This is a genomic window from Pseudomonas sp. NPDC087639 (assembly GCF_044743385.1).
Classification (GTDB): domain Bacteria; phylum Pseudomonadota; class Gammaproteobacteria; order Pseudomonadales; family Pseudomonadaceae; genus Aquipseudomonas.
In genome coordinates this window covers 1-25,452 of record NZ_JBIUWI010000045.1, presented here as the reverse complement: position 1 = coordinate 25,452, position 25,452 = coordinate 1, and the positions used below count along the sequence as shown (strand labels likewise).

24 protein-coding genes, 2 tRNA genes and 1 pseudogene are annotated in these 25,452 nt (G+C 59.9%); 19 read left to right on the top strand and 8 right to left on the bottom strand.

Annotated features, from left to right (window positions below; genetic code table 11):
* Window positions 1–60: 60 nt before the first annotated feature.
* Entirely contained in the window at window positions 61–819 is a 759-nt protein-coding gene (locus ACIOVB_RS18630) for a hypothetical protein (protein ID WP_187677823.1), read from the bottom strand.
* A gap of 384 nt (window positions 820–1,203) precedes the next feature.
* On the opposite strand from ACIOVB_RS18630, the gene ACIOVB_RS18625 reads away from it, so the two are divergent.
* Window positions 1,204–1,279: transfer RNA gene (locus tag ACIOVB_RS18625), tRNA-Glu, on the top strand.
* Window positions 1,280–1,282: 3 nt separating this feature from the next.
* A tRNA-Gly gene (locus tag ACIOVB_RS18620) sits at window positions 1,283–1,358 on the top strand.
* 164 nt (window positions 1,359–1,522) lie between these two features.
* Here ACIOVB_RS18620 and ACIOVB_RS18615 read toward each other — a convergent pair.
* From ACIOVB_RS18615 to ACIOVB_RS18605, 3 genes are all read right to left on the bottom strand, one after another.
* Window positions 1,523–2,161: a LysE family translocator gene (locus ACIOVB_RS18615; RefSeq protein WP_401270164.1), complete on the bottom strand. Its 639-nt coding sequence runs from the start codon at window positions 2,159–2,161 to the stop codon at window positions 1,523–1,525.
* Window position 2,162: 1 nt separating this feature from the next.
* Window positions 2,163–2,933 carry a 2OG-Fe(II) oxygenase gene (locus ACIOVB_RS18610; protein WP_401270162.1) on the bottom strand — a complete coding sequence of 257 codons (771 nt, stop codon included), beginning with the start codon at window positions 2,931–2,933 and terminating at the stop codon, window positions 2,163–2,165.
* 87 nt (window positions 2,934–3,020) lie between these two features.
* The gene (locus ACIOVB_RS18605) at window positions 3,021–3,647 is read right to left on the bottom strand and encodes an alanyl-tRNA editing protein (RefSeq protein WP_401270160.1); all 627 of its coding nucleotides are present in this window, start codon (window positions 3,645–3,647) and stop codon (window positions 3,021–3,023) included.
* 90 nt (window positions 3,648–3,737) lie between these two features.
* On the opposite strand from ACIOVB_RS18605, the gene ACIOVB_RS18600 reads away from it, so the two are divergent.
* Window positions 3,738–4,736 (top strand): LysR substrate-binding domain-containing protein, encoded by a 999-nt coding sequence (locus ACIOVB_RS18600; protein ID WP_401270158.1) that lies wholly within the window; start codon window positions 3,738–3,740, stop codon window positions 4,734–4,736.
* Between the two features lie 65 nt (window positions 4,737–4,801).
* Here the strand turns inward: ACIOVB_RS18600 and ACIOVB_RS18595 are convergent, their stop codons facing one another.
* Window positions 4,802–5,209 (bottom strand): PA2817 family protein, encoded by a 408-nt coding sequence (locus ACIOVB_RS18595; protein ID WP_401270156.1) that lies wholly within the window; start codon window positions 5,207–5,209, stop codon window positions 4,802–4,804.
* A gap of 89 nt (window positions 5,210–5,298) precedes the next feature.
* On the bottom strand, window positions 5,299–7,746 hold the full coding sequence (locus ACIOVB_RS18590; protein ID WP_401270153.1) for an acyl-CoA dehydrogenase: 2,448 nt from the start codon (window positions 7,744–7,746) through the stop codon (window positions 5,299–5,301).
* Between the two features lie 250 nt (window positions 7,747–7,996).
* Between ACIOVB_RS18590 and ACIOVB_RS18585 the strand changes: the two genes are divergently transcribed.
* The 4 genes from ACIOVB_RS18585 to ACIOVB_RS18570 all read left to right on the top strand — a co-directional run bounded on the left by ACIOVB_RS18585 (window position 7,997) and on the right by ACIOVB_RS18570 (window position 11,168).
* Window positions 7,997–8,656: a transglutaminase family protein gene (locus tag ACIOVB_RS18585; RefSeq protein ID WP_401270151.1), complete on the top strand. Its 660-nt coding sequence runs from the start codon at window positions 7,997–7,999 to the stop codon at window positions 8,654–8,656.
* Between the two features lie 43 nt (window positions 8,657–8,699).
* Window positions 8,700–9,323 carry a glutathione S-transferase family protein gene (locus ACIOVB_RS18580; RefSeq protein WP_401270148.1) on the top strand — a complete coding sequence of 208 codons (624 nt, stop codon included), beginning with the start codon at window positions 8,700–8,702 and terminating at the stop codon, window positions 9,321–9,323.
* A 136-nt stretch (window positions 9,324–9,459) separates the two neighbouring features.
* On the top strand, window positions 9,460–10,392 hold the full coding sequence (locus ACIOVB_RS18575) for an ABC transporter ATP-binding protein (RefSeq protein ID WP_187677813.1): 933 nt from the start codon (window positions 9,460–9,462) through the stop codon (window positions 10,390–10,392).
* Window positions 10,389–11,168 carry an ABC transporter permease gene (locus ACIOVB_RS18570; protein ID WP_187677812.1) on the top strand — a complete coding sequence of 260 codons (780 nt, stop codon included), beginning with the start codon at window positions 10,389–10,391 and terminating at the stop codon, window positions 11,166–11,168. The genes ACIOVB_RS18575 and ACIOVB_RS18570 overlap by 4 nt, the downstream gene beginning before the upstream one ends.
* A 75-nt stretch (window positions 11,169–11,243) precedes the next feature.
* Here the strand turns inward: ACIOVB_RS18570 and ACIOVB_RS18565 are convergent, their stop codons facing one another.
* Complete coding sequence (locus ACIOVB_RS18565) at window positions 11,244–11,762, bottom strand: DUF2062 domain-containing protein (protein WP_187677811.1); 519 nt, start codon at window positions 11,760–11,762, stop codon at window positions 11,244–11,246.
* A 136-nt stretch (window positions 11,763–11,898) separates the two neighbouring features.
* Here ACIOVB_RS18565 and ACIOVB_RS18560 point away from each other — a divergent pair, with 136 nt between their 5' ends.
* From ACIOVB_RS18560 to ACIOVB_RS18505, 12 genes are all read left to right on the top strand, one after another.
* Window positions 11,899–14,133: a DNA internalization-related competence protein ComEC/Rec2 gene (locus tag ACIOVB_RS18560; protein WP_401270143.1), complete on the top strand. Its 2,235-nt coding sequence runs from the start codon at window positions 11,899–11,901 to the stop codon at window positions 14,131–14,133.
* Window positions 14,134–14,234: 101 nt separating this feature from the next.
* Window positions 14,235–14,870, top strand: a complete 636-nt coding sequence (locus ACIOVB_RS18555) for a MotA/TolQ/ExbB proton channel family protein (protein ID WP_167394894.1) — start codon at window positions 14,235–14,237, stop codon at window positions 14,868–14,870.
* Window positions 14,867–15,295 (top strand): ExbD/TolR family protein, encoded by a 429-nt coding sequence (locus tag ACIOVB_RS18550; protein ID WP_401270141.1) that lies wholly within the window; start codon window positions 14,867–14,869, stop codon window positions 15,293–15,295. The genes ACIOVB_RS18555 and ACIOVB_RS18550 overlap by 4 nt, the downstream gene beginning before the upstream one ends.
* Complete coding sequence (lpxK, locus tag ACIOVB_RS18545) at window positions 15,295–16,305, top strand: tetraacyldisaccharide 4'-kinase (protein ID WP_401270138.1); 1,011 nt, start codon at window positions 15,295–15,297, stop codon at window positions 16,303–16,305. Before ACIOVB_RS18550 ends, lpxK begins: the two co-directional genes overlap by 1 nt.
* Before the next feature lie 22 nt (window positions 16,306–16,327).
* Window positions 16,328–16,513 (top strand): Trm112 family protein, encoded by a 186-nt coding sequence (locus tag ACIOVB_RS18540; protein WP_187677807.1) that lies wholly within the window; start codon window positions 16,328–16,330, stop codon window positions 16,511–16,513.
* Window positions 16,510–17,274, top strand: coding sequence for a 3-deoxy-manno-octulosonate cytidylyltransferase (gene kdsB, locus ACIOVB_RS18535; protein WP_187677806.1), 765 nt, complete (start codon window positions 16,510–16,512; stop codon window positions 17,272–17,274). Before ACIOVB_RS18540 ends, kdsB begins: the two co-directional genes overlap by 4 nt.
* Complete coding sequence (locus ACIOVB_RS18530) at window positions 17,274–17,738, top strand: low molecular weight protein-tyrosine-phosphatase (protein WP_305439152.1); 465 nt, start codon at window positions 17,274–17,276, stop codon at window positions 17,736–17,738. The genes kdsB and ACIOVB_RS18530 overlap by 1 nt, the downstream gene beginning before the upstream one ends.
* Window positions 17,735–18,754, top strand: a complete 1,020-nt coding sequence (gene murB / locus ACIOVB_RS18525; protein ID WP_401270134.1) for a UDP-N-acetylmuramate dehydrogenase — start codon at window positions 17,735–17,737, stop codon at window positions 18,752–18,754. Before ACIOVB_RS18530 ends, murB begins: the two co-directional genes overlap by 4 nt.
* Before the next feature lie 245 nt (window positions 18,755–18,999).
* Window positions 19,000–19,470, top strand: coding sequence for a (2Fe-2S)-binding protein (locus tag ACIOVB_RS18520; RefSeq protein WP_123466814.1), 471 nt, complete (start codon window positions 19,000–19,002; stop codon window positions 19,468–19,470).
* On the top strand, window positions 19,467–21,788 hold the full coding sequence (locus tag ACIOVB_RS18515) for a molybdopterin cofactor-binding domain-containing protein (protein WP_401270130.1): 2,322 nt from the start codon (window positions 19,467–19,469) through the stop codon (window positions 21,786–21,788). Before ACIOVB_RS18520 ends, ACIOVB_RS18515 begins: the two co-directional genes overlap by 4 nt.
* A complete protein-coding gene (locus ACIOVB_RS18510; RefSeq protein WP_401270127.1) occupies window positions 21,788–22,768 on the top strand; it encodes an XdhC family protein in 981 nt (326 codons plus the stop codon). Before ACIOVB_RS18515 ends, ACIOVB_RS18510 begins: the two co-directional genes overlap by 1 nt.
* Complete coding sequence (locus tag ACIOVB_RS18505) at window positions 22,765–23,355, top strand: nucleotidyltransferase family protein (protein WP_401270125.1); 591 nt, start codon at window positions 22,765–22,767, stop codon at window positions 23,353–23,355. Before ACIOVB_RS18510 ends, ACIOVB_RS18505 begins: the two co-directional genes overlap by 4 nt.
* Before the next feature lie 70 nt (window positions 23,356–23,425).
* Here the strand turns inward: ACIOVB_RS18505 and ACIOVB_RS18500 are convergent.
* A pseudogene (locus ACIOVB_RS18500) lies at window positions 23,426–25,452 on the bottom strand (ribonuclease E/G); the annotation flags it as partial.

Here is a 25,452-nt window from a genome sequence, read left to right as displayed (position 1 = left end):
TCCCCAATCAAGAGCCACAAAAAAGCCACCTCTCGGTGGCTTCTCTTTCAGCATCTTTGATCAGTCGTAGATCGCTTTCTTCTTCCAGTCTGCATCGGCTTCAACATCTTTGAGCCCTGCAGTCAGTTGGTTTTCTTCGCCTTCAACCGGTGCAATTTTGTCCATGACCTGGGCGTTGGCGCGGGCCAGCAGTTTTTCCAGGTATTGAAGTTGTTCGGAGTAGATTTGCGGGTCCTGCTGTTTGCGCAGGTATTGCACGCCGCGTTCGAAGGCGAGGCGGGCCTGGCCGGGCTGGTTTTGTTGCAGGGACTGCTGGCCGAGGTTGTTGAAGAACTCGATGTGCAGCAGGACCAGAATGTGGCGGACTTCACGCACCCAGTGTTTGGCTTCGTTCGGCGGCAGGAAGCCGTCGTGCGCGGCGCGGGTGATCTGGCCGTGGAGGGCTTCGAGCAGGAAGCGTACATCTTTGGCTTTGGCTTCGGTCAGGATCGGCGCCGGCGGATTGTTGACCGGGATCGATTCGCCCTGGGCCACCAGCGCGTTGAGTTCGGTGATGCGTGCTTTGGTTGTAGCGCTGGTTTTTTCCAGATTCAGCAGACGCTGGCAGACGTTCAGTTCCAGTCGGGTCAGCAGCAGCTTGAGTGCCGGGGTCATGAACTGGCCGGGGAAGGTCTCGGTCAGTTCGCCGCAGCGGCGCAGGCGGTCGTTGAGTTCGACCTTGGTACGGATCTTCTCTACCTTGTTGTTTTCCACCACATGGTTCATGTAGCCAATGGCGATCAGAATTGCGATCCCGGCTATGACAAGCAGGGTGATCATGAGTGGTGTCACCGGTAAGACCTCTTTATAGGATTCGCATGCGAGTGTAGTGGCTGGGCATTTGTGCGCCTAGCGCCGCTCGACGAGTTGGATCGGTTGGTTCAATCTGTATCGGCCGCGCACTGCTTATATGAATGCTGGCGCTTAATGTTCAAATTGCCATCACTGTGTTGCGGACTATAGCGTCTTGGCGAGTGTCGGAATATAGGCGTCAAACCTCAAGCGACGGAAAAGCTTGCGAGGGCCCTTAAAGCAGGTCGAAGTCATTGATTTAAATAAATTTATATCAGGGGGTTGACGACCTCCCAATCCATCCATAGAATGCGCGCCACTTACAGCGTAAAGCACACAGCGAAACGCGGTAGGGAGTGAATGTTGTAGCGTGTCCCCTTCGTCTAGTGGCCTAGGACACCGCCCTTTCACGGCGGTAACAGGGGTTCGAGTCCCCTAGGGGACGCCATTTGCGGGAATAGCTCAGTTGGTAGAGCACGACCTTGCCAAGGTCGGGGTCGCGAGTTCGAGTCTCGTTTCCCGCTCCAATTTCACAAAAACGCCGCTCATTCATGAGCGGCGTTTTTGTTTGTGCGTTTTTTGTATTTTCCCTGCCCGTTTCATCCATAGCAGTCGGCTCAGGTTCGTGGCTGTCAGTTGAAAAAAAGGCCCGCCGATGAAAATCGGCGGGCCTTTTGCTTTGTGGGGAAAATTACCAGGACATCATCAATCGACCGGCAAACAGAATCAGCACGACGCCCATGGTGCGCTCGAACCAATGGCCCATGCGCATGAACAGCAAGCGCACTTTGTTGCTGGAGAAAAACAGCGCAACGATCACGAACCACAACGCGTTTACAAAACACATCCACAAGCCATAGAGCGCCTGGATTTGCAGCGGCGTATTGGCGCTGATGATCGTGGTGAAGATAGCCAGGAAAAACAGTGTGGCTTTGGGGTTGGTGGCATTGGTCAGAAAACCGGTACTGAAGGCCTTGAACAGGGTTTGCTCGACGATCGGTTCGTCTTTGTTTTTATCCCCTTCAAGTGTCGATTTCGGTTTGCTGCGCAGCAGGCTGACACCCAGGTACAAGATGTAAGCGCCACCAATCACCTTGGCGACAGTCAACAACCACGGCGTTGTATGCATCAAGGCGCCGACGCCCAGCAGGGTGTAGAGCACGTGCACGGAAATGCCCGCGCCGATGCCCAGCGCCGTGCAAATACCCACAATTCGGCCAAAACGCACACTCTGGCGAATGGTCACGGCGAAGTCAGGGCCAGGAGCGACCACAGCCAAAAAGTGAATGGTGGCCAGCGCCAGAAACTCGCCCAGGTAATTCGATAACATCTCAGCTCCAGAAGGTCAGGGGTGAAGCATTGCCGCGATAGCCGACAAAGAAGGAAAGGCTCAAGCGCGGATCCGCCACACCTGGCGTCACCGAGTGCATGCAGCGCGAATTGAACATGATGAAATCGCCGGGCTCGGGCCGCACTTCAAGGGTCGGCGGGCCAAGCAGTGCGGGGTCGATGCCGTAACTGTCGCCGCGCATTTCGTCGAATTGATCGGGAGAAATGTCGTCGTCCCACATTTGCAACGCGCCGCCCTCAGTCGGCATGTTCAAGTAAACGTTGCAGGCAAATTGCGCTTCGAGGCTGCGGGCCTGAAAGCTCTCCGGTGCGTCCTTGGCGAAAATGTCGTGATGGGCAAGGAAGCACACGCCCGGCTTCACCACCCGCGACAGGCCGACATACATCTTGCGACCGTAGAGGTTTTCCAGATGGGCGCCGGCCGGCCAGGATTCGTCGAGCATGCAGCGCAAGGTGTCGACCGGCGAGGAATAGGGCGCACAGCGATTACGCAATTCAGCGATGTTGCTGGTGGCGCGTTCGAAGTAATCCTCGATCAGCAGCGGTTGGTTTTCTGCCTCGTAAAACGCCATGCCGATGCGGCCGATACTCGGTGCGTTGATGTAGCCCTCAAAGCCTGGAGCGAGAATCTTGTCGCCAATCTGGATCGCCAACGGCTCGGGCAAAAAGCCTTTGACGCGGATGGCGAGGACTTCTTCGTTGGCCAGTTTTTTTATGCACGTCTCATCGAGACGCTCGACGTCTAGCATCATTTTTTAGGTCCATCTATCGATAGTCAATGGAACCGGCGAATGCGGTTCCCCGGCGCCGGACGCTGCGCAGGGCAGCGTCCGAAATGCTCAATCCACGCTGTAGTGGACGGACAACGTGCCTTTCTTCTGCGAAAGGGACGCGATCGTGACTGTGCCCAGATCCTTCAGGCTGCGTACATGGGTGCCACCGCAGCCATAGGCCGGCAGTTCACCAAAACCGATTTCCCGCGCGCCTTCGCGCAGCGAGGTCAGGCGCGGCAGATCGTCTTCGATCCACTGGCCGATGCCGTGTTGAACGGTTTGTGCATCAACTTCTTGAGCCGCATCGCCCGGCTTGAATTGCACCCGGCCCTCATCCGGCCAGTGGTGCGCCTTGATTGGCATCCAGCCCATGGCCTGGACGAAATGCCCGATCAGGTGCCCGGCCGAATGCATGCGCGTGTTGAAGCAGCGGCGTTGTTCATCGACCCGGATACAGGTCATGCCGAGTTTTACCGGTCGGTCGACAAAATGAATGATCTGGTCCGGTTCCTGTACGACGCGCAGCACCTGGCTTTCGCCAATCCAGCCGGTGTCGCAGGGTTGGCCGCCACCTTGCGGGTGAAACAGAGTGGCGCGCAGCACTACGGCAAATTCGTTCTCGTAGGGCGTGCAGTCGAGGACTTCCACATTGGCCTTGAGGTCATCACTATGGAAAAAGAGGCGAAGCGTCATATTCCATGCCCTTATTAAAGTTTCTATTTTTATTATATGAATCGTGCAATAACGTGATAATCCGTTCAAACATCAAAGGACTTGTGCGCTGTGAGCATCAATCTTCCCTTGCCATTGCTCGGCGAAATGGCGATTTTCGTCAAGGTCGTGGAGACCGGCAGCTTTTCTGAAGCGGCTCGCCAACTGGGTTCGTCGCCGTCGGCGATCAGTCGCAGTATTTCGCGACTGGAAAAGGCCTTGGCCACTCGCTTGTTGCAGCGCACTACGCGCAAGTTGCGCCTGAGTGATGGCGGGGAAGAGGTGTTCAAACGCTGTCAAGAGATGGTCAGCGCTGCCAAGTCAGTGATGGAAATCAGCGGCCAATTCACTCATGAAGCCGAGGGCCTGGTGCGGGTCAGCGTGCCGAAGGCGGTGGGGCGTTTTGTCATTCATCCACACATGCCCGAGTTTTTGCGGCGTTATCCCAAGGTTGATGTGGAGTTGCTGCTGGAGGATAGGCAAGTCGATCTGATTGACGACCATGTCGACCTGGCAATTCGAATTACTGATCGGCCGCCAGCCGGGTTGGTCGGGCGGCAATTGCTGACCATCGATCATTTGCTCTGCGCCACTCCGCAATATCTGGCCGAACACGGCACGCCGACGCATCCTCACGATTTGCTCAATCACAGCTGCATTTATCTGGGCGAAACCCCGAGTGATGCGCGCTGGAAATTCAAGAAAGGCAGCAAAGCGGTGACGGTTGGTGTGCGTGGTCGATATGCCGCCAACCACACCGGCGTGCGCCTGGGGGCGGTGTTACAGCACATCGGCATTGGCAGCCTGCCGTATTTCACTGCGCGTTATGCGCTGGAGCAAAAGTTGGTGGTGCAGGTGCTGCCGGACTGGACGTTCCTGGCTTCCTACCACGGTGGTCTGTGGCTGCTGCATTCGCCTACGCGCTACTTGCCGCCAAAACTGCGGGTGTTTATCGATTATCTGGTGGAGTGTCTGGACAAAGAGCCGACCTTGAGCAAACCGGGAAAGCCAGGCAATACCAGTAATGCAGCGATGGCCTACGAGCTGCCGGAGAGCGAGGGATTGCTTTAAAAGCTGAAGATCAAAAAAAGGCCCGCATGAATAGTCATGCGGGCCTTTTCATTACTCAATGAGTATCAGTGCTTGCTGTCCTGAGCGGACATCGCCAACAGCTGCTTTTCCTGGTTCCAGTCGAACGGCTCATCGTTCTGTTCAGCTTCAAAGCGACGTTCTTCCAGCGCCTGATACATGTCGATTTCTTCATCGGCCAGGTAGTGCAGGCAGTCGCCGGCGAAGAACCACAGCAGATCCCGCGGGATCAAGTGGGCAATTTGCGGGTAACGGGTAATCACTTGAGTCAGGATGTCCTGGCCCAGGTATTGGCTTTCGATCGGATCGATCGGCAATGACGCCAGCAGTTCGTCGAAGCGCTCCAGGAACAAGGCATGGCTTTCTTCGGGAACCTGTTCGGCGTCACCTACGGCGACCAGGATACTGCGCAGGTGGTCGAGCAAAACAAGATGATCGGCAACGACGTTGGACACGAGATAAGTCCTCAAGAGCAAAACGGGCGCGGGAGTATAAAGCGCCCGCGCCCATTTTTCACAAATAAACAGCTATACGTTGGAAGGGATCAGCGGACTTTCCCCTCAGCCAGCGTCAGCTCCTCTTTGTCGAAGTCATCGACGTCGATCACCTTGCGCCGCGCCGCTTCGGCATCGCGCAAGCTCTGCGCTTCCACCGGTTGTAACACGCCGGCCTCCAAAGCCGCATCGATAGCGTGTTCGCCTGCGGCCGGTTTGACCTGACCGCTTTTCAGCGACGTGTGCAGTTTTTTATGCAGCGATTGCGCGGCGTGCAGCAAGTCGCTTGCGTGCTGCAGGGCACCCACTGCATCGTCTGCCGATTGCGGGCGATAGCAGCCGGCAAGCAGTTCTTCCAGTGCCGGATCACCCTTGGCACGGCCAATGACACCTGCTACCTCGGCACCGAGTTTGTCCGACGGGCCTTTGTGACGACGACCGAACGGGAACACGATGACCCGCAATACACAGCCGAAGACTTTGTTCGGGAAGTTTCTCAGCAGTTCATCCAGTGCGCGTTCCGACTGGCCGAGGCTTTCTTCCATCGCCCAGCGGAACAGCGGCTCCATGTACGCCGGCGAATCCAGATCGTGATAACGCTTGAGCGCGGCGGAGGCCAGATACAGGTTGCTCAATACATCGCCCAGACGTGCCGACAAGCGTTCGCGACGTTTCAGTTCGCCACCCAGCAACATCATGCTGAAGTCGGCCAGCATCGCGAACGCCGCGGCCTGACGATTGAGTGCGCGGAAGTAGCCTTGGCTGATTTTGTCCCCCGGCGCGTGTTCGAAGTGGCCGATACCCAGGTTCAGCACCAGCGTGCTGGCGGCATTGCTCACGGCGAACCCGATGTGTTTGAGCAGCAGGCCGTCGAACTCTTTCAGCGCCTGATCCTTGTCCTCGCGACCGGCGAGGGCCATTTCCTTGAGCACGAACGGATGGCAGCGAATCGCGCCCTGACCGAAGATCATCAGGTTGCGCGACAGAATGTTCGCACCTTCCACGGTGATGAAAATCGGCGCACCGTTCCAGCTGCGCCCAAGGTAGTTGTTCGGGCCCATGATGATCGCCTTGCCACCGTGCACATCCATGGCGTGGCTGATGCACTCGCGACCGCGTTCGGTGAGGTGGTACTTGAGGATCGCCGACAGCACCGACGGTTTCTCGCCCAGATCCACCGCGTTGGCGGTGAGCATGCGTGCGGCGTCCATCATCCAGGCGTTGCCGCCGATACGCGCCATCGCCTCTTGAATACCTTCGAAGGCCGACAGCGGTACATTGAACTGCTCGCGAATCTGCGCATATTGCCCGGTCACCAGACTGGTGAACTTGGCCGCGCCGGTGCCGACCGCCGGGAGCGAGATCGAACGCCCGACCGACAGGCAGTTCATCAGCATCATCCAGCCTTTGCCGAGCATCTCCTGACCACCGATGAGGAAGTCCAGCGGGATGAACACGTCTTTGCCCGAGTTCGGGCCGTTCATGAACGCAGCGCCCAGCGGCAGGTGCCGACGGCCGATTTCCACGCCCGCGGTATCGGTCGGAATCAGCGCCAGACTGATGCCGAGGTCTTCCTTGTCACCCAGCAGGTGATCCGGGTCATACGCTTTGAAGGCCAGGCCGAGCAGGGTGGCCACCGGGCCGAGGGTGATGTAGCGCTTTTCCCAGTTCAGGCGCAGGCCAAGGACTTCCTGACCCTCCCACTGACCTTTGCAGATGATCCCGGTGTCGGGCATTGCGCCGGCGTCCGAACCAGCGAGCGGGCCGGTGAGGGCGAAGCACGGGATGTCATCGCCACGGGCGAGCCGCGGCAGATAGTGATTGCGTTGCTCGTCAGTGCCGTAATGCAGCAGCAATTCGGCTGGGCCTAGCGAGTTGGGCACCATGACCGTGGACGCGAGATCGCCGCTGCGGGTGGCGAGTTTCATCGCTACTTGGGAGTGAGCGTAGGCGGAGAAGCCTTTACCGCCGAATTCCTTGGGAATGATCAGGGCGAAGAAACCGTGTTCCTTGATGTGCGTCCACGCTTCTGGGGGCAGATCCATCGACTGGCCGATCTGCCAGTCAGTGACCATCGCACAGAGTTCTTCGGTCGGGCCGTCGATAAAGGCCTGCTCTTCTTCGCTCAATTGCACCTTGGGATAGGACAGCAGTTTGTCCCAGTCCGGACGGCCGCTGAACAGTTCACCGTCCCACCAGACCGTGCCGGCATCGATCGCGTCGCGTTCGGTCTGCGACATCGGTGGCAGGGTTTTCTGGAACCAGTTGAACAGCGGCGCAGTGAAGTGTTTGCGACGCAGGTCGGGCAGCAGCAGCGGCGCGGCAACCACCGCCAGGACGACCCAGAACACCAGCAGCAGCCAGCCCGGCGCGTGACTGAAAATCCCCATTGCCAGCAGGTAGACGGCAACGATGCCCAACGCGGGCAGCGGGGCGATGCGCCGGTGGGCGAGATACGCCACGCCAACGATCAAAACCAGTATCCACAACAACAGCATATTTCAGTCCTCCGTGAACCAAGGCAAATCGACCCTCCAGAGCTTAGACGGCATCTGCAAAAGCGGGTGGTCAGAGCAAGGTGATTGAAATCGTGGGAAACCCCGGACGGTTTTCGTAGGTTCGGTGGGCAACGCGTGTGGGAAATCGTTCGCCAGTCCCGCGTCTTTGCGTCCAAGTTTGGCCGAAACGTCGTTATCTCTGTGCTTGAGCTGTCGCTAGACTCGGGGCTCACCCAGGAGATCTGTCGTCATGCACGAGTATCTGAGTCCCGGCCGCTTCATCGATAGTGACCACCCGGCGGTGGTGGAGTTCGCCGAAATGCATCGTGGTGCCAGCCGCGATCCACTCGCGCAGGCGGTCAGTCTGTATTGCGCGGTGCGTGAGGCGGTGCGCTACAACCCTTACACCTTCAGTCGCGATCCGCAAACGTTGCGCGGCAGCTATGCGCTGGCGACAGGGGAAAGCTACTGCGTGCCGAAAGCCACGCTGCTCGCCGGGTGTGCTCGACATTGTGGAATCCCGGCGCGCATCGGTCTGGCCGATGTCCGCAATCATCTGTCGACCCCGCGTCTGCTTGAGCTTCTGAAAAGCGATATGTTCGCCATGCATGGCTATACCGAGTTGTTTCTCAATGGTCGCTGGGTCAAGGCAACACCGGCGTTCAACCAGAAACTCTGCGAATTGTTCAATGTGGCACCGCTGGAGTTCGACGGCATCAACGACAGCGTTTTCCACCCGTTCAACCGTGACGGCGCGCAACTGATGGAGTATCTGGTCGATCACGGCCAGTTCGCCGATGTGCCGGAAACCTTCTTCTTTGAACACCTGGAGAAGTGCTATCCACACCTGTTCGGTGATCATCAGCCGCAACTGTTGGGTGACATGCACAGTGATGTCAGGCTCGTCTGATCCGGCGTATGCTGCCTGCCCACTCATTTGCAAAGAGGCGGTCATGCTGAAGATCTGGGGACGGAAAAACTCATCGAATGTCAGGAAGCCACTGTGGGCTGCCGAGGAATTGGGCCTGGCTTACGAGGCGATTGATGCCGGTGGTGCGTTCGGCGTGGTCGACACACCCGAGTACCGCGCGATGAACCCGAACGGTCGGGTGCCGGTGATTGAAGATGACGGCTTCGTGCTGTGGGAATCCAACGCCATCGTCCGCTATCTGCTAGCCAAACATGCGCCCGATAGCGCGTGGTATCCGGCGGATGCACAGGCCCGGGCCACCGCCGACAAGTGGATGGACTGGACCACCTCGAGTTTTGCCGGGCCGTTCCGCACAGTGTTCTGGGGCGTGTTGCGTACCCCGGTGGACAAACAGGATTGGCCCGCCATCAATGCCGCGATTAAAGAATGTAATGAGTTGCTGAGCATGGCCGATCAGGCACTTGCCAGCCAACCGTACTTGTCCGGCAACGAAATCGGCATGGGCGATATTCCGCTCGGCAGTTTCATTTATGCCTGGTTCGAGATGCCTGTCGAACGCGCGGCACAACCGAATCTGCAAGCCTGGTACGAGCGCCTGAAACAGCGTCCGGCGTATCAGAAAGCAGTCATGACCGCGTTGACTTAATACCTACTATCGACACACTTGACTGTACTTGTGCGGCGACGGCAAGCACCATTGCGCTCGTGCGCCGCGGTTGTATCCCTCGCCGCCCGCCCTTATTTATGTCTTTCTTCCCTTCACCATGGTGCGTAAATCAGATATGAGTTCCGCTCTGTCCATCCGGCAGCTAACCAAAACCTACGGCAACGGGTTCCAGGCCTTGAGTGGTATCGATCTGGACGTCGCCGAAGGTGACTTCTTCGCCTTGCTCGGCCCCAACGGTGCCGGCAAATCCACGACCATCGGCATTCTCTCGACACTGGTGAACAAGACCAGCGGCACGGTGAATATCTTTGGCAATGACCTGGACAAGAACCCGGCAGCGCTCAAGCGCTCGATCGGCGTGGTGCCCCAGGAATTCAACTTCAACCAGTTCGAAAAAACGTTCGATATCGTCGTGACCCAGGCCGGTTACTACGGCATTCCGGCGAAGATCGCCAAGGAACGCGCCGAGCAGTACCTGACCCAGCTCGGCCTGTGGGACAAGCGTGATGTGCCGTCGCGTTCGCTGTCCGGCGGCATGAAGCGTCGCTTGATGATTGCCCGTGCGCTGGTGCATGAACCGCGCCTGCTGATCCTCGACGAACCGACTGCCGGGGTCGACATCGAGCTGCGCCGTTCGATGTGGACGTTCCTCACCGAACTGAATCAGAAAGGCATCACCATCATCCTCACCACGCACTATCTGGAAGAGGCTGAGCAGTTATGCCGCAACATCGGCATCATCGACCACGGCACGATCGTCGAAAATACCAGCATGAAACAACTGCTGGGCCAGTTGCACGTTGAAACCTTCCTGCTGGACCTGAAAAACGACTTGAATGCCGCGCCGCAATTGATCGGCTATCCCGCCCGGTTGATCGACAGCCATACCCTGGAAGTCCAGGTCGACAAGTCCATGGGCATCACCGCGCTGTTCGGCCAACTGGCCCTGCAGAACATCGAAGTGCTGAGCCTGCGTAACAAAACCAATCGCCTTGAGGAGCTGTTCGTGTCCCTGGTGGAGAAAAATCTGTCGAAGGTGGCGGTATGAGTTCCGAGTTCCGTCCCAACCTCGTCGCACTCCAAACCATCGTTTACCGCGAGGTCAAACGCTTTACCCGGATCTGGCCGCAGACGTTGCTGCCGCCGGCGATCACCATGGTTCTGTACTTCGTGATCTTCGGCAACCTGATCGGCCGGCAGATCGGCGACATGGGTGGCTTCACCTACATGGAGTACATCGTGCCGGGGCTGATCATGATGTCGGTGATCACCAACTCATACGGCAACGTGGTGTCGAGTTTCTTCGGCAGCAAATTCCAGCGTTCCATCGAAGAGTTGATGGTCTCGCCGGTGTCGCCGCACACGATCCTGATTGGCTACACCTGTGGTGGCGTGCTGCGCGGGTTGATGGTCGGCGTCATCGTGACCATCCTGTCGCTGTTCTTCACCCATTTGCAGGTGCATCACCTGGGTGTGACAATACTGGTGGTGGTACTGACGGCAACAATCTTCTCGTTGCTGGGTTTCATCAACGCCGTGTTTGCACGCAACTTCGATGACATTTCGATCATCCCGACGTTCGTGCTGACGCCGCTGACCTACCTGGGTGGCGTGTTCTACTCGATCACTCTGCTGCCGCCTTTCTGGCAGACCGTATCGCTGGCCAACCCGGTGTTGCACATGGTCAACGCCTTTCGCTACGGCATTCTCGGGGTGTCGGATATCCGCATCGGCATTGCGATCACCTTCATGCTGGTAGCGACCGTGGTGCTGTATTTCGGTTGCGCGCGGTTGCTGGTGAGTGGGCGCGGGATGCGTACTTAAGATCCCTGTAGGATTGATGGCGTCAGTCCAGGCAGCACAAAAAAACGGCCTCCCATTGCGGAGGCCGTTTTGCATTCACGACATTCGTTTCTTCTTGCGCCGTGCCCATTGCCGCGCTACCCACCAGCGCCAATACATCATCACCGCGCAATAGGCGAGGGCACCAAGCACCAGCCCTACCACCACCGAACCCAGCAAAAACGGTTGCCACAACGTCGACAGCTCGCCGCTGATCCATTCCCACGTCAACTCATCCGGCAGATGCCGTGCCGGCACATCCATCAACCACGCCCCGGCCTGATAGGTGCAGAAAAACACCGCGGGCATGGTGATCGGATTAGTCAGCCAGACTAGGCTGACGGCGATTGGCATGTTGCCACGCACGATGATGGCCAGCGCTGCTGCAACCAGCATCTGCGCCGGAATCGGCAGAAACGCAGCAAACAGCCCGACCGCCATCGCGCGAGCCACCGAGTGACGATTGAGGTGCCAGAGGTTCGGGTCATGCAGCAACTTGCCGAGAAAGCGTAAGGATTTGTGTTCCCTGATGCTCGTCGGGTCGGGCATGTAACGTTTGAATAAGCGCCGGGGCATAAGGCTTCTCGGTCGGTTAAGGCGGCAAGTATGTCTGGATTCTACGAAGCCCCCATTCAGACTTTGTGACAATTGTTGACGACGGTCGTGCGAAAGAGCCGCTATGCCTAAGAGCGGGACTCTCAAGGACGGGCTTATGCGCACAGGGATGATGGCGCTGGCAGTCGGTCTGCTTGCCTCTGTTTTTATGCCGGCGTTACCGCCGGTCTGGTTGTTGCTGTTGTTGCCGATCGCCGGTTTGATGTTGCTGCCGTTTCGCAGCTATCCATTGGCTTTTTTGCTGTTTGGGTTCACTTGGGCCTGTGTCGGCGCGCAATGGGCATTGAATGATCGATTGCCGGTCAAACTCGACGGTGAGACCCGCTGGCTTGAAGGGCGGGTGGTCGGCTTGCCGCAAATCAGCGAAGGTGTGGTGCGTTTTGAATTGGCTGATGCGCGCTCGCGTCACGGCAAACTGCCGCCGCTGATGCGTCTGGCGTGGTACGCCGGGCCGCCGGTCAACAGTGGCGAACGCTGGCGCCTGGCGGTCAAGCTCAAGCGTCCTGGCGGTTTACTCAATGCTGATGCCTTCGATTACGAAGCCTGGTTGCTGGCGCAACGCATCGGCGCAACCGGCACGATCAAGGATGGCCAGCGCCTGAGCGAAGCGCGATGGGCGTGGCGCGACAGCATTCGTCAGCGTTTGCTTGAGGTGGACGCCCAGGGGCGGGCAGGCGCGTTGGCGGCCTTGGTACTGGGCGATGGCTCCGGGCTCAGTCGCGAGGATTGGCAGATCCTGCAGGACACCGGCACCGTGCATTTGCTGGTGATCTCCGGCCAGCACATCGGCATGTTGGCGGCGGTGATGTACTTGCTGGTCGCCGGGTTGGCCCGATATGGGCTGTGGCCGTTGCGTTGGCCTTGGCTGCCGTGGGCCTGTGGTCTGGCATTCGCTGCCGCGCTCGGTTACGGGCTGCTCGCCGGATTTGATGTGCCAGTGCGCCGGGCCTGCGTGATGGTCGGGCTGGTGCTGTTATGGCGCCTGCGTTTTCGCCATCTCGGCGCGTGGTGGCCGCTGTTGTTGGCGTTCAACTGCGTGCTGTTGCTCGATCCGCTGGCCAGTTTACGGCCCGGTTTTTGGCTGTCCTTCGCGGCGGTGGCGGTGCTTGTCTTCACTTTTGGCGGTCGCCTCGGGGCGTGGCGCTGGTGGCAGACGTGGACGCGGGCGCAATGGCTGATTGCGATCGGTTTGTGTCCGGTGCTGATGGCGCTGAACCTGCCGATCAGTCTCAGTGGGCCGTTGGCGAATTTGCTCGCAGTGCCCTGGGTCAGCCTGGTGGTGTTGCCACCGGCACTGCTCGGAACGTTGTTGCTGCCGGTGCCGTATGTCGGTGAGGGGCTGTTGTGGCTGTCCGGTGGTTTGATCGACTGGCTATTTCAGGGGCTGGCGGTAATCGCCGGGCACTGGCCCGCGTGGATTGCGCCGTCGATTCCCATGTGGGCGTTGGCCATCGGCAGTCTCGGTGCCGTGCTGCTGCTATTGCCCCGTGGGGTGCCGCTGCGTCCGCTGGGTTGGCCCTTGCTGCTAGTCCTTGTGGTACCGCCAAGAGAGCGACTGGACGCAGGATTGGCCGATATCTGGCAGCTCGATGTTGGTCAGGGGCTGGCGATTCTGATCCGCACCCGGCATCACACCTTGCTTTACGACGCCGGGCCGCGTTTCGGTGATTTCGATCTCGGTGAGCGTGTTGTGCTGCCGGCCTTGCGCAAATTGAGGGTCGAGAAACTTGATTTGATGCTGCTCAGCCACGCCGATGCCGATCATGCCGGTGGGGCCCTGGCAGTGGCGCGTAGCTTGAAGGTGGATCGAGTCATCAGTGGTGACCCACCGGGATTGCCCGCCGAATTGAATGCCGAAGCCTGCGAAAGCGCACGCCAGTGGCTCTGGGATGGCGTCAGTTTTCAGCTCTGGCAATGGTCGGATGCCCACGACAGTAATCAGCGCTCCTGCGTATTGCAGATCGAGGCTAATGGTGAGCGCCTGCTGTTGACCGGTGATATCGACACCCATGCCGAGCGCGTCTTGCTGGAAAGTCCATTGGCGGTGCCTACGCAATGGCTGCAAGCGCCGCACCACGGCAGTCGCAGTTCCTCTTCAATGGCCTTGCTCAAAGCCTTGAACCCCGACGCTGTGCTGATTTCTCGAGGCCACGGCAATTCCTTCGGGCATCCGCACCCCACCGTGCTCGCCCGCTATCGCAAACAGGGTCTGCGCATCTACGACAGCGCCGTGCATGGCGCCATTCATCTGCAACTCGGTACCTTCAAACCGCCCAGGACAATGCGCCAACAGCGACGCTTCTGGCGTGATCCGCCCGCTTTTGCCCGTTGATCGGGGGGCGCACGAATGCGGTATCACGGTCGTCGGAGCGGCGGGTCTTAATCGCGAACCGGTATGGTAAAGTGGCGCACTTTTTCGAGGGGACTGTCACTGTGTGGGAATTGGTCAAATCCGGCGGCTGGATGATGTTGCCGATCATTCTGAGTTCCATCGCGGCCATGGCGATTGTCGCCGAGCGCCTGTGGACCCTGCGCGCCAGCCGCGTTACCCCCGAGCATCTGCTGGGCCAGGTCTGGGTCTGGATCAAGGACAAACAGCTCAATAAAGAAAAACTCAAGGAATTGCGCGCCAATTCGCCGCTGGGTGAAATTCTCGCGGCGGGCCTGGCCAACTCCAAGCATGGTCGCGAGATCATGAAAGAGTGCATCGAAGAAGCCGCAGGCCGGGTGATCCATGAGCTCGAGCGCTACGTCAATGCGCTCGGCACCATCGCTGCCATGGCGCCGTTGTTGGGTCTGTTGGGTACAGTGTTGGGCATGATCGATATTTTCAGTGCTTTTACCGGATCAGGCATGACCACTAATGCTTCGGTGCTGGCCGGCGGTATTTCCAAAGCGCTGATCACCACTGCGGCAGGCCTGATGGTGGGTATTCCGGCGGTGTTCTTCCACCGTTTCCTGCAACGTCGCATCGATGAGTTGGTGGTGGGCATGGAGCAGGAAGCAATCAAACTGGTTGAAGTGGTGCAGGGCGACCGTGACGTCGACCTGGCCGAGGGCCGCGCGTGAAATTCCGTCGCAAGCCCCGGGAAACCGTGGACATCAACCTCGCGTCGCTGATCGACGTGGTGTTCATCCTGCTGCTGTTTTTCGTCGTGACCACTACGTTTACCCGCGAGACCCAGTTGCGTGTCGATCTGCCCGAAGCGGTCAGTGGTTCGCCGGCCGAAGATCAGCAGGTCAAGCAGATCGACGTCGCCATCAGCGCCGAGGGCGTGTTTTCGGTGAACAACAAGATTCTGCCAAAAAGCGATCTGCCGACTTTGATGGAAGCCATGCAGAAGGAATCCAACGGTGACACCAATATGCCGTTGTCGATCAGCGCTGATGGCAAGACTCAGCATCAATCGGTGATCACCGCCATGGACGCGGCCGGCAAGCTCGGTTTCAGCCATCTGCGCATGACCACGGTCGAGGCGGCGCCCAAATCCTGATGAGCCTGTCTGATCGTTTGCTCGCCGCGTGGTATCAGGGGCACCCGGCCCTGACGCTGTTGCGGCCGCTGGAAATGCTCTATCGCCGCGTCGTCGTGGGCAAGCGTCAGCGCTTTCTCGATGGCGAGGGCGAAATCTATCAGCCGCCAGTGCCGTTGATCGTGGTGGGCAATATCACTGTCGGCGGCACCGGCAAGACGCCAATGATCCTCTGGCTCATCGAACATTGCCGGCGCCGTGGTTTGCGCGTCGGTGTGGTCAGCCGTGGCTACGGCGCCAAACCGCCGCAACTGCCGTGGCGGGTCGAAGCGGAGCAAAGCGCTGACATTGCAGGCGACGAGCCATTGCTGATCGTCCAGCGCACCGGCGTGCCGCTGATGATCGATCCTGATCGCAGCGCGGCGGTCAAAGCCTTGCTCGCCAGCGAACCGCTGGACCTGATCCTGTCCGACGACGGTATGCAGCATTACCGCCTAGGCCGGGATCTGGAACTGGTGTTGATTGACGCCGCCCGGGGTCTGGGCAATAAGCGTTGCCTGCCCGCCGGGCCATTGCGCGAGCCGATCGAACGTTTGCAAAGCGTCGACGGCGTGCTGTTCAACGGCGCGACGGACGATCGCGAGGACGGGTTCGCCTTCCGCCTGCAACCCACCGCGCTGGTCAATCTGCGCAGTGGCGAGCGCAAGCCGCTCGATCATTTTTCTGCCGGTCAAAGCGTGCATGCGGTCGCCGGGATTGGCAATCCGCAACGTTTCTTCAATACCCTCGAAGCGCTAGACTGGCGCCCAGTCCCCCATGCGTTTGCCGACCACGCCGAGTACAGCGTGCAGGCCTTGAATTTCACGCCGTCATTGCCGTTGGTGATGACCGAAAAGGACGCGGTGAAGTGCCGTGCCTTCGCTGCTGCCGACTGGTGGTATCTGGCGGTCGATGCGGTGCCGTCGCCGGCCTTTGTGGCCTGGTTCGACATCCAACTGATGCGTCTGTTACCGGATCGGCTTTTGCCTTAACTCTTTATTCCAGGGAATGTTCATGGACACCAAATTGCTCGATATCCTCGCGTGCCCTATCTGCAAAGGCCCGCTCAAGCTCAGCGCCGACAAGACCGAGCTGATCAGTAAGGGCGCCGGTCTGGCGTATCCGATCCGCGACGGCATCCCGGTGATGCTCGAAACCGAAGCCCGCACCCTGACCACTGACGAGCGCCTGGATAAATGACCACAGCCTTCACCGTTGTCATCCCGTCGCGGTACGCCTCCACTCGGCTGCCGGGTAAACCGTTGCTGTTGATTGCCGGCAAGCCGATGATCCAGCACGTCTGGGAACAGGCGAGCAAAAGCAGCGCCAGCCGCGTGGTCGTCGCGACCGACGATGCGCGTATCGTCGAGGCCTGCAAGGGCTTTGGTGCCGAAGTGGTGCTGACCCGTGAAGATCACAATTCCGGCACCGATCGTCTGGCCGAAGTCGCGGCGAAACTGGGCCTTGAGGCCGACGCGATCGTGGTCAACGTGCAGGGCGACGAGCCGTTGATCCCGCCGAGCGTGATCGATCAGGTCGCCGCCAACCTTGCCGCCCACACCGAAGCGCGCATGGCCACCTTGGCCGAGCCGATCGAAGACGTGGAGACCCTGTTCAATCCGAACGTGGTCAAAGTTGTCAGCGACGTTAATGGTCTGGCGCTGACCTTCAGCCGTGCAACCTTGCCGTGGGCGCGCGATGCGTTCGCCAAGAATCGCGAGCAATTGCCAGAAGGCGTGCCGTACCGTCGCCACATCGGCATTTATGCCTATCGTGCCGGTTTCCTCCAGGATTTCGTGAGCTGGGGCCCGTGCTGGCTGGAAAACACTGAATCCCTGGAGCAACTGCGTGCCCTGTGGCACGGCGTGCGGATTCATGTCGCCGACGCGCTGATCGCACCGCCAACCGGTGTCGACACCGTCGAAGACCTCGAACGCGTTCGTCGCCTGCTGGAGGCCTGATGCGCGTTTTGTTTGTGTGCCTGGGCAACATCTGCCGGTCACCCACAGCGGAAGGCGTGTTGCGCCAAAAACTGCGTGAAGCGGGGCTGGCGGATCAGGTCGAAGTGGCCTCCGCCGGCACTGGTGACTGGCACGTCGGCAATCCGCCGGACAAACGCAGCCAGGCCGCAGCCAAAGTGCGCGGTTATGACTTGTCGGCGCAACGCGCGCAGCAGGTCAGCCGTGCCGACTTCGCCAGTTATGACCTGATCCTGGCCATGGACAACAGCAATCTGCGCAATCTCAAGGCGTTGCAACCGTCCACCGGCAAGGCCGAACTGGATCTGTTCCTGCGTCGTTATGCCGGGTTGGTCGATGAAGTACCTGATCCGTATTACGACGGCGATCAGGGGTTCGAGCAGGTCCTTGACCTGATCGAAGCGGCCTGTGACCAACTGTTGATCGAAGTGAAGGGGCGGTTATGAGTTTGTTGGTACAACCGCAGGTTTCCCTGAAACCGTTCAACAGTTTTGGTGTGGAGGTTCGCGCGCAACTGTTTGCCGAAGCCCACAGCGATGATGATGTACGCGAAGCCTTGGCGTATGCCGAGTCCCGCGATGTGCCATTGCTGGTGATCGGTGGTGGCAGCAACCTGCTGTTGACCGCTGATATCCCGGCGCTGGTACTGCGCATGGCCACTCGCGGTATTCGCGTGATCAGTGATGACGGCAACCGCGTGGTGATCGAAGCCGAAGCCGGCGAACCGTGGCATCCGTTCGTGCAACACACCCTGGCGCAGGGGTTGTCCGGGCTGGAAAACCTCAGTCTGATTCCCGGCACCGTCGGCGCTGCGCCGATGCAAAACATCGGTGCCTACGGTGTCGAGATCAAGGATGTGTTCGCCGGGCTCACGGCGCTGGATCGCCAGACCGGCGAGCTGCGCGATTTCAGTCTGGAGGAATGCAACTTCGCCTACCGCGACAGCCTGTTCAAGCAGGAGCCGGGACGTTGGCTGATTCTGCGGGTGCGCTTCAAGCTCGACCGCGCTGCACATCTGCATCTGGAATACGGCCCGGTGCGTCAGCGTCTGAACGAGCAGGGCATCGAACAACCGACGCCTACTGACGTCAGCCGCGCAATTTGCAGCATCCGCAGCGAAAAACTCCCGGACCCGGCGGTGCTCGGCAATGCCGGCAGCTTCTTCAAGAACCCGCTGGTGTCGGCGGCGCTGGTTGAGCAGATCAAGGCTCAACACCCGGATCTGGTGGCCTATGCGCAGCCGGATGGGCAGATGAAATTGGCCGCCGGTTGGCTGATCGAGCGCGCAGGCTGGAAAGGTTTCCGTGAGGCCGATGCCGGCGTGCATAAATTGCAGGCGCTGGTGCTGGTCAATTACGGCGCGGCGACGGGGCTGCAATTGCTCGATCTGGCGCAGCGTATCCAGAAAGATATTTCCGAGCGTTTCAATGTCGAACTGGAAATGGAGCCCAATCGTTATTGAGGCTACGCTTTCCAAGCGCCATCCAAAGCCCTGCACTGATAAAAAGTGCAGGGTTTTTTTGTTAATGCTGGGTTAACTTAGCGAGCTAACGATACCAGCCATTTGCTCCACCAAAGGCCCGGTGCAGACGTTTTCGTCGGCGCAAGAGAGCCTGACTAGCCTGAGTCGATCTGCGAACCCACCGCTGATGTTTCCGGCGGCAGATTGCTCGACCCCATAACCTCCAAAAATATGCGGGCGTGCCCATGATTACCCTGAAACTCAACGGTCAAGACCATCCCCTCGATGTCACTGAAGACATGCCGCTGCTCTGGGCAATTCGTGACGTCGCCGGTTACAACGGCACCAAGTTCGGTTGCGGCATGGGCCTGTGCGGCGCCTGCACCATTCATATCGACGGTTTGCCCGCGCGCAGTTGCATCACGCCGATCGGCTCGGTGGTCGGGCAGAACGTGACCACCATCGACAACCTTCATGCTGACCCGGTCGGGCAAGTCGTCCAGCAGGCCTGGCTCGACAGCGCCGTGGCCCAGTGCGGTTTCTGTCAGGGTGGCCAGATCATGTCTGCCACCGCGCTACTGAAAACCAATCCGAACCCTAGCGACGAGCAGATCGAAGAAGCGATGGTCGGCAACATTTGCCGCTGCGGCACCTACAACCGGATCAAAACCGCGATCCGTCAGGCTTCCACTCATCTGAAGGAGGCCAAGGCATGAGTCGCCTACCGAATGATTTCGCCCTGAGCAACCTCAGCCGCCGTGGGTTTCTCAAAGGCGTCAGCGCCACCGGCGCGTTGGTGCTGGCGGCAAGTTGGGGCTGGCAGGATGCGTTGGCCGAAGATAAACCGAAGAAATTTGGTGCCGATGGCATGCCCAACGGCTGGATCGATGATCCTAAGGTCTACGTCAGCATCGCTGCTGACGGCACGGTAACCGTGGTGTGCAACCGTTCCGAGATGGGCCAGGGCGTGCGTACCAGCCTGACCATGGTCGTCGCTGATGAGCTGGAAGCCGATTGGGCCAAGGTCAAAGTGCAGCAGGCGCCGGGCGATGAAGTGCGCTTCGGCAACCAGGACACCGACGGTTCGCGCAGCATGCGCCATTGGTACGAGCCGATGCGTCGCTGTGGCGCCGCTGCCCGGACCATGCTTGAGCAAGCGGCGGCTGAGCAGTGGAAAGTGCCGGTCGGCGAGTGCCACGCACAGTTGCACAAAGTTCTGCACAAACCGTCCGGCCGCGAGCTGGGCTATGGCGAACTTGCCGCCGCCGCCAGTGCCTTGGCAGTACCGGCGCGCGACAGCTTGCGCCTCAAGCAGCCGTCGGAGTTTCGCTACATCGGCAAGGAAGGTACCAAAGCCATCGACGGCGACGACATCGTCAATGGCCGCGCGGTTTACGGCGCCGACGTGCATTTCGACGGCATGCTGTATGCGACCATCGCCCGTCCGGCGGTTTACGGCGGCAAGGTCAAATCGGTCGATGACAGCGCTGCGCTGAAAGTCCCCGGTGTGCTTAAAGTCATTCAGATCGAAAGCCGCCCGCTACCTTCAGAGTTTCAGCCATTGGGCGGTGTGGCAGTTATCGCCAGTAACACCTGGGCGGCCATCAAGGGCCGCGAAGCGCTGAAAATCGAGTGGGACGATGGCCCGAACGCCAGTTACGACTCGATTGCCTATCGCAAAGAGCTGGAAGCCGCTTCACTCAAGCCCGGCAAAGTGGTGCGCAATACCGGCGATATCGATAAAGCCCTGAGCGGTGCTGCCAGCACCCTCGAAGCTTCTTATTATTTGCCGCACCTGGCGCAGGCGCCGATGGAGCCGATGGTTGCCATCGCCCGTTTCAAGGACGGTGTCTGCGAAGCCTGGGCACCGAGTCAGGCGCCGCAGGTGACTCGCGAGCGAATCGCTGAGCGCCTCGGCCTGCCGTTCGATAACGTCACGTTCAATGTGACGCTGCTGGGCGGTGGTTTTGGTCGTAAGTCAAAACCGGACTTCGTCGTTGAAGCCGCGATTCTCGCCAAAGAATTCCCTGGCAAAGCTGTGCGGGTGCAATGGACGCGCGAGGACGATATCCACAACTCGTATTTCCACACCGTGTCCGCCGAGTACCTGAAGGCCGGTGTTGGCAAGGACGGCATGCCGTCCGGCTGGCTGCATCGCACCGTGGCGCCGAGCATCACTGCGCTGTTCGCTCCCGGTATGAACCATGAAGCGGCGTTCGAACTGGGCATGGGTTTCACCAACATGGCCTATGCCATTCCCAACGTGCGCCTGGAAAACCCCGAAGCCACGGTGCATACGCGGGTCGGCTGGTATCGCTCGGTGTCGAACATTCCCCACGGGTTCGCGATCCAGAGCTTTGTCGATGAACTGGCGCACAAGGCCGGTGTTGATCCGCTCAAGTACCAGGTCAAGTTGCTTGGCCCGGATCGACAGATCGATCCGCGCACCTTGAGCGAAGAGTGGAACTACGGCGAATCCCCTGAGCGCTATCCGATCGACACCGGGCGCATGCGCACCGTACTGGAAACCGCGGCCAAGGCTGCCGGTTGGGGTCGCAAGTTACCCAAGGGTCGTGGCCTGGGGCTGGCGGTGCACTACAGCTTCGTCACCTATGTGGCGGCGGTAATCGAAGTCGAGGTCAAGGACGATGGCACGCTGATCGTGCACAAGGCTGACATCGCCGTCGATTGCGGGCCGCAGATCAACCCTGAGCGCATCCGTTCGCAGTTCGAGGGCGCCTGCGTCATGGGCCTTGGTAACGCGGTGCTGGGTGAGATCAGCTTCAAGGATGGCAAGGTGCAGCAGGACAACTTCCATATGTACGAGGTCGCGCGCATGTCGCTGGCGCCGAAGGAAGTCGCGGTGCATCTGGTGACGCCACCGGGCGACGTACCGTTGGGTGGTGTCGGCGAACCGGGTGTGCCGCCGATTGCGCCGGCGCTGTGCAATGCGATTTTCGCGGCCACCGGCCAACGCATCCGCAACCTGCCAGTGCGTTATCAGTTGCAGGGCTGGCAGAAGGCGCAGGCGTAATGGACAGCGTCGACCTCAACGTCCTGCGCAGCGTGCTCGAATGGCGCCGCGCCGGGCAGCGGGTGGTGCTGTTCAGCGTGGTGCAGACCTGGGGCACCGCGCCCCGGTCACCCGGCGCCATGCTGGCATTGCGTGAGGATGGCGTGGTGATCGGCTCGGTGTCGGGCGGGTGTGTCGAGGATGACTTGATCGCCCGCCTGCACGACGGGCGCATCGCTACCGATGGGCCACCGGTGCAATTGATCACCTACGGCGTTACCCGCGAAGAGGCGGCGCGGTTTGGCCTGCCTTGCGGCGGTACGCTGCGTCTGACCGAGGAGCTTGTCGGTGATCCATCATGGGTTGCCGAACTGCTCGCGCGTTGCGAAGCCCATGAAATTGTTGCCCGTGAGCTGGACATTGAAACCGGTGAAGTGGTTTTGACTGGCGCCAGCAAGTCAGATTCTTTGGTGTTCGACGGCAAGGTACTGCGCGCCATTTATGGCCCGCGCTGGCGTCTGCTGTTGATCGGCGCCGGGCAGCTGTCGCGGTACGTGGCGGACATGGCGCGGTTGCTGGATTTCGAAGTGCTGATCTGCGATCCGCGCACCGAATTCGTCTACGGTTGGGAAGAGCATCACGGTCGTTTCGTCCCAGGGATGCCGGATGACGCGGTATTGAGCATTCAGACCGATGAGCGCACGGCAATTGTCGCGCTGACTCACGATCCGCGCCTGGATGACATGGCCTTGCTGACCGCCCTCGATTCGCCGGCCTTTTATGTCGGCGCGCTGGGTTCGCGGGTCAATAGTCAGAAGCGTCGGGAGAATCTGGCTCAGCTAGGTTTGTCGGAACAGGCCATCGCTCGGTTGCACGGGCCGATCGGTTTGCATATCGGCAGTCATTCGCCGGCGGAAATCGCTTTGTCCCTTTTGGCGGAAATTGTCGCGATCAAGAACGGCGTTGAATTGAAGCAGAAGAAGTCACTGGAGGGCGCATGAGTCGATCCATCGGTGTGATTGTGCTGGCGGCGGGCGAGGGCAGTCGCTTTCGCCAAGTGGCGGGTGCGGACAAGGACAAATTGCTGGCCGATTGCACCGGGCGTGATGGCGCTGTGCGCTCGGTGATCGAGCAGGTGTTGGTGAACCTGCCGGCTAGCCTCGACAAGCGCGTGCTGGTGACCACTGAGGCTCGATCGCAGGCAATGCGCATGGCGCAGGCCTATGGCTGTGATGTGGTTTCGATTGAATCGACTGGCATGGGCGACAGTATTGCTGCGGGTGTGGCGGCTTGCCCGGATGTGGATGGCTGGTTGATCGTGTTGGGAGATATGCCGTTTATCTTGCCGTCGAGCATCGAGCGGGTGGTCGCGGCGATGGCTGACGATGCGGTGAGCGTGCCGGTGCAGGATGGCGAATTTGGACATCCAGTGGGGTTTGGTCGTTCGTTTGCTCTGGAGTTGTTGGCGTTGTCCGGTGATCGCGGGGCCAGGCCTTTGTTCAAGCAGGGAAGGGTGGTGGAAGTGGTGGTCGATGATCCGGGGGTGTTGTGGGATATCGATGTGCCTGAGGCGTTGGTGTTCAAGTAACAGCAAGATCAAAAGGCATAAAAAAGCCCCGCCTGAATTATCAGGCGGGGCTTTTTATTGGCTTAAGGAATCAGACGAGAGGTTTAGGCTCGTGTTCTTTTTCCTGGGCCTCTTCGTTGTGCTCGACCGCGTCCTGAACGGAGCGTGGTGCTTCAGCGATCACCGATTCAACCACGGCTTCTTCAGCAACCGGTGCAGGCGCTGCCTCGACCACTTCAGCAACCACTGGCTCGGCAACAACCGGAGCAGCAGCGGCGGCCAGTTCGGCTTCCTTCGCCAGACGCTCTTCTTCACGCTTGCGACGACGCACTTCACGTGGGTCGTTTGGCGCGCGACCGTTTGGCGCCAGAGCGCTGACCGGAGCCGCTTCAACGACCGGAGCAGGTGCTTCGGCAACCACTGGCGCTTCGACGACCGGTGCTTCAACGACTGGCGCTGGAGCAGGTTCGGTAGCCTTGGCTTCTTCAAAAACTGGCGCTTCGAATGCAGGCGCTGGTGTTTCAGCGGCGGCAGGCTCGGCAACCCAGTTGAATGCGGTCTGCTCTTCGCGAACTTCACGCACGGTTTCGGTCACGGTTTCAGCGACGGTTTCGACAACCGGCTCTGCAACAACGACTGGCGCTTCGGCGACTACTGCAGGTTCAGCAGCAGGTTCAGCAAAAGCTTCGAACTGCGGCTGAGCTTCGCGAACCGGTGCTACTTCGACTTCCGGAGCAACAGTCACTTCTACCGGAGTCGTTGCTTCAACAACCGGTGCTTCGACTGGAGCGGTTTCCAGAGTAGCGGCGGTGGCGCGTTCGGCTTGCTCGTGAGCCTGTGCTTCGGCCGGAGCGCTGATCACAGTGCTGGCGACAGCGGCGGTTACAACCAGGCCGGCAGCCAGATCGGCAGTGTCCGGCGCTTCAGCGTTTTCGCCGGACTCGGACTCTTCCGAACCTTCGATCACGTTGCCGTTGGCATCACGCTGACGCTCACGACGGTTGCTGCGACGACGCTGGCCGCGGGAGCGACGACGTGGGCGATCGCCTTCGGCGTTCTCCGAACCGTCTTCCGGCAGTTGCTCTTCATTGCTGATCACTTCTTCTTCAGCGACGGCAGCAGCGGCCTGTTCGGCGCGCGGTTGACGCTCTTCACGCGGTGGACGCGGAGCGCGTTCTTCACGTGGCTGACGGGCCGGACGCTCTTCAGCGGTCACGTCGGCAGCGGCCGCAGCAACGGGAGCGGCGTCCAGAGGCTCGCGCAGTTCACGCACGCGTTCTTCACGCTCGCCACGTGGCTTGCGGTCTTCGCGTGGAGCGCGCGGTGCACGTTCTTCACGAGGGGCGCGTGGTGCGCGTTCTTCGCGGGCGGCTGGGGCTTCAGTGCGGGCTTCACGCGGCTCGCGGACTTCACGGGCTTCACGTGGCTGACGCTCTTCACGCGGCTCGCGTGGGGCGCGCTCTTCACGCGGTGCACGTTCTTCGCGCGGCTTGCGTTCTTCATCGCGGCGACCGTTACGGTTGCGGCTCTGCTGACGACCGTTGCGACGCTCTTCGTTGCGGGCCGGACGTTCGGTAGCCGGTTTTTCAACCACAACCGGAGCGGCAGGCTCTTCTTTAGTAGCGAACAGGCTGACCAGCGACTTCACCAGGCCTTTGAACAGGCTAGGCTCTGGTACGGCAACTGGCGCAGGCGCTGGTGCGGCAGGGGCGGCAGCTTCGGTCGGAACCGGAGCATTGGCGCGTGCCGGAGCAGTCTTGACCGCGGCTTCCTGGCGAACCAGGGTGCGGGTCGCAGCGGCTGGCTGGACTTCTTCGACTTCGGCAGCGGCAGCAGCGATTTCGTAGCTGGACTGGTTGGTCGCGGCTTCCGGGCTGTCGTCACGCAGGCGCTGACGGGACATTTCCAGCAGGCCGAAGCGCGAGATGCGGCCGATCTGCACGCGAGCGCGGTCGGCTTCCAGGCATTCGCGGACTTTCTCTTCCACGGCGCGCTGGTTCTTGGCAGGGTCATGTCGATGAAGTCGATGACGATCAGGCCGCCGATGTCGCGCAGGCGCAACTGACGGGCGATTTCTTCGGCGGCTTCAAGGTTGGTCTGCAGGGCGGTTTCTTCGAT

Bases quoted from the DNA above. Each gene is read 5' to 3' on its own strand.
- ACIOVB_RS18540 (WP_187677807.1), top strand. From the start codon at position 16,328: ATGGACACCAAATTGCTCGATATCCTCGCGTGCCCTATCTGCAAAGGC.
- ACIOVB_RS18575 (WP_187677813.1), top strand. From the start codon at position 9,460: ATGAGTTCCGCTCTGTCCATCCGGCAGCTAACCAAAACCTACGGCAAC.
- ACIOVB_RS18590 (WP_401270153.1), bottom strand. From the start codon at position 7,746: ATGCTGTTGTTGTGGATACTGGTTTTGATCGTTGGCGTGGCGTATCTC.
- murB (WP_401270134.1), top strand. From the start codon at position 17,735: ATGAGTTTGTTGGTACAACCGCAGGTTTCCCTGAAACCGTTCAACAGT.
- ACIOVB_RS18630 (WP_187677823.1), bottom strand. From the start codon at position 819: ATGATCACCCTGCTTGTCATAGCCGGGATCGCAATTCTGATCGCCATT.
- ACIOVB_RS18515 (WP_401270130.1), top strand. From the start codon at position 19,467: ATGAGTCGCCTACCGAATGATTTCGCCCTGAGCAACCTCAGCCGCCGT.
- ACIOVB_RS18570 (WP_187677812.1), top strand. From the start codon at position 10,389: ATGAGTTCCGAGTTCCGTCCCAACCTCGTCGCACTCCAAACCATCGTT.
- kdsB (WP_187677806.1), top strand. From the start codon at position 16,510: ATGACCACAGCCTTCACCGTTGTCATCCCGTCGCGGTACGCCTCCACT.
- ACIOVB_RS18505 (WP_401270125.1), top strand. From the start codon at position 22,765: ATGAGTCGATCCATCGGTGTGATTGTGCTGGCGGCGGGCGAGGGCAGT.
- ACIOVB_RS18580 (WP_401270148.1), top strand. From the start codon at position 8,700: ATGCTGAAGATCTGGGGACGGAAAAACTCATCGAATGTCAGGAAGCCA.
- ACIOVB_RS18610 (WP_401270162.1), bottom strand. From the start codon at position 2,933: ATGATGCTAGACGTCGAGCGTCTCGATGAGACGTGCATAAAAAAACTG.
- ACIOVB_RS18510 (WP_401270127.1), top strand. From the start codon at position 21,788: ATGGACAGCGTCGACCTCAACGTCCTGCGCAGCGTGCTCGAATGGCGC.
- ACIOVB_RS18530 (WP_305439152.1), top strand. From the start codon at position 17,274: ATGCGCGTTTTGTTTGTGTGCCTGGGCAACATCTGCCGGTCACCCACA.
- ACIOVB_RS18605 (WP_401270160.1), bottom strand. From the start codon at position 3,647: ATGACGCTTCGCCTCTTTTTCCATAGTGATGACCTCAAGGCCAATGTG.
- ACIOVB_RS18565 (WP_187677811.1), bottom strand. From the start codon at position 11,762: ATGCCCCGGCGCTTATTCAAACGTTACATGCCCGACCCGACGAGCATC.
- lpxK (WP_401270138.1), top strand. From the start codon at position 15,295: ATGAGCCTGTCTGATCGTTTGCTCGCCGCGTGGTATCAGGGGCACCCG.
- ACIOVB_RS18615 (WP_401270164.1), bottom strand. From the start codon at position 2,161: ATGTTATCGAATTACCTGGGCGAGTTTCTGGCGCTGGCCACCATTCAC.
- ACIOVB_RS18585 (WP_401270151.1), top strand. From the start codon at position 7,997: ATGCACGAGTATCTGAGTCCCGGCCGCTTCATCGATAGTGACCACCCG.
- ACIOVB_RS18520 (WP_123466814.1), top strand. From the start codon at position 19,000: ATGATTACCCTGAAACTCAACGGTCAAGACCATCCCCTCGATGTCACT.
- ACIOVB_RS18560 (WP_401270143.1), top strand. From the start codon at position 11,899: ATGCGCACAGGGATGATGGCGCTGGCAGTCGGTCTGCTTGCCTCTGTT.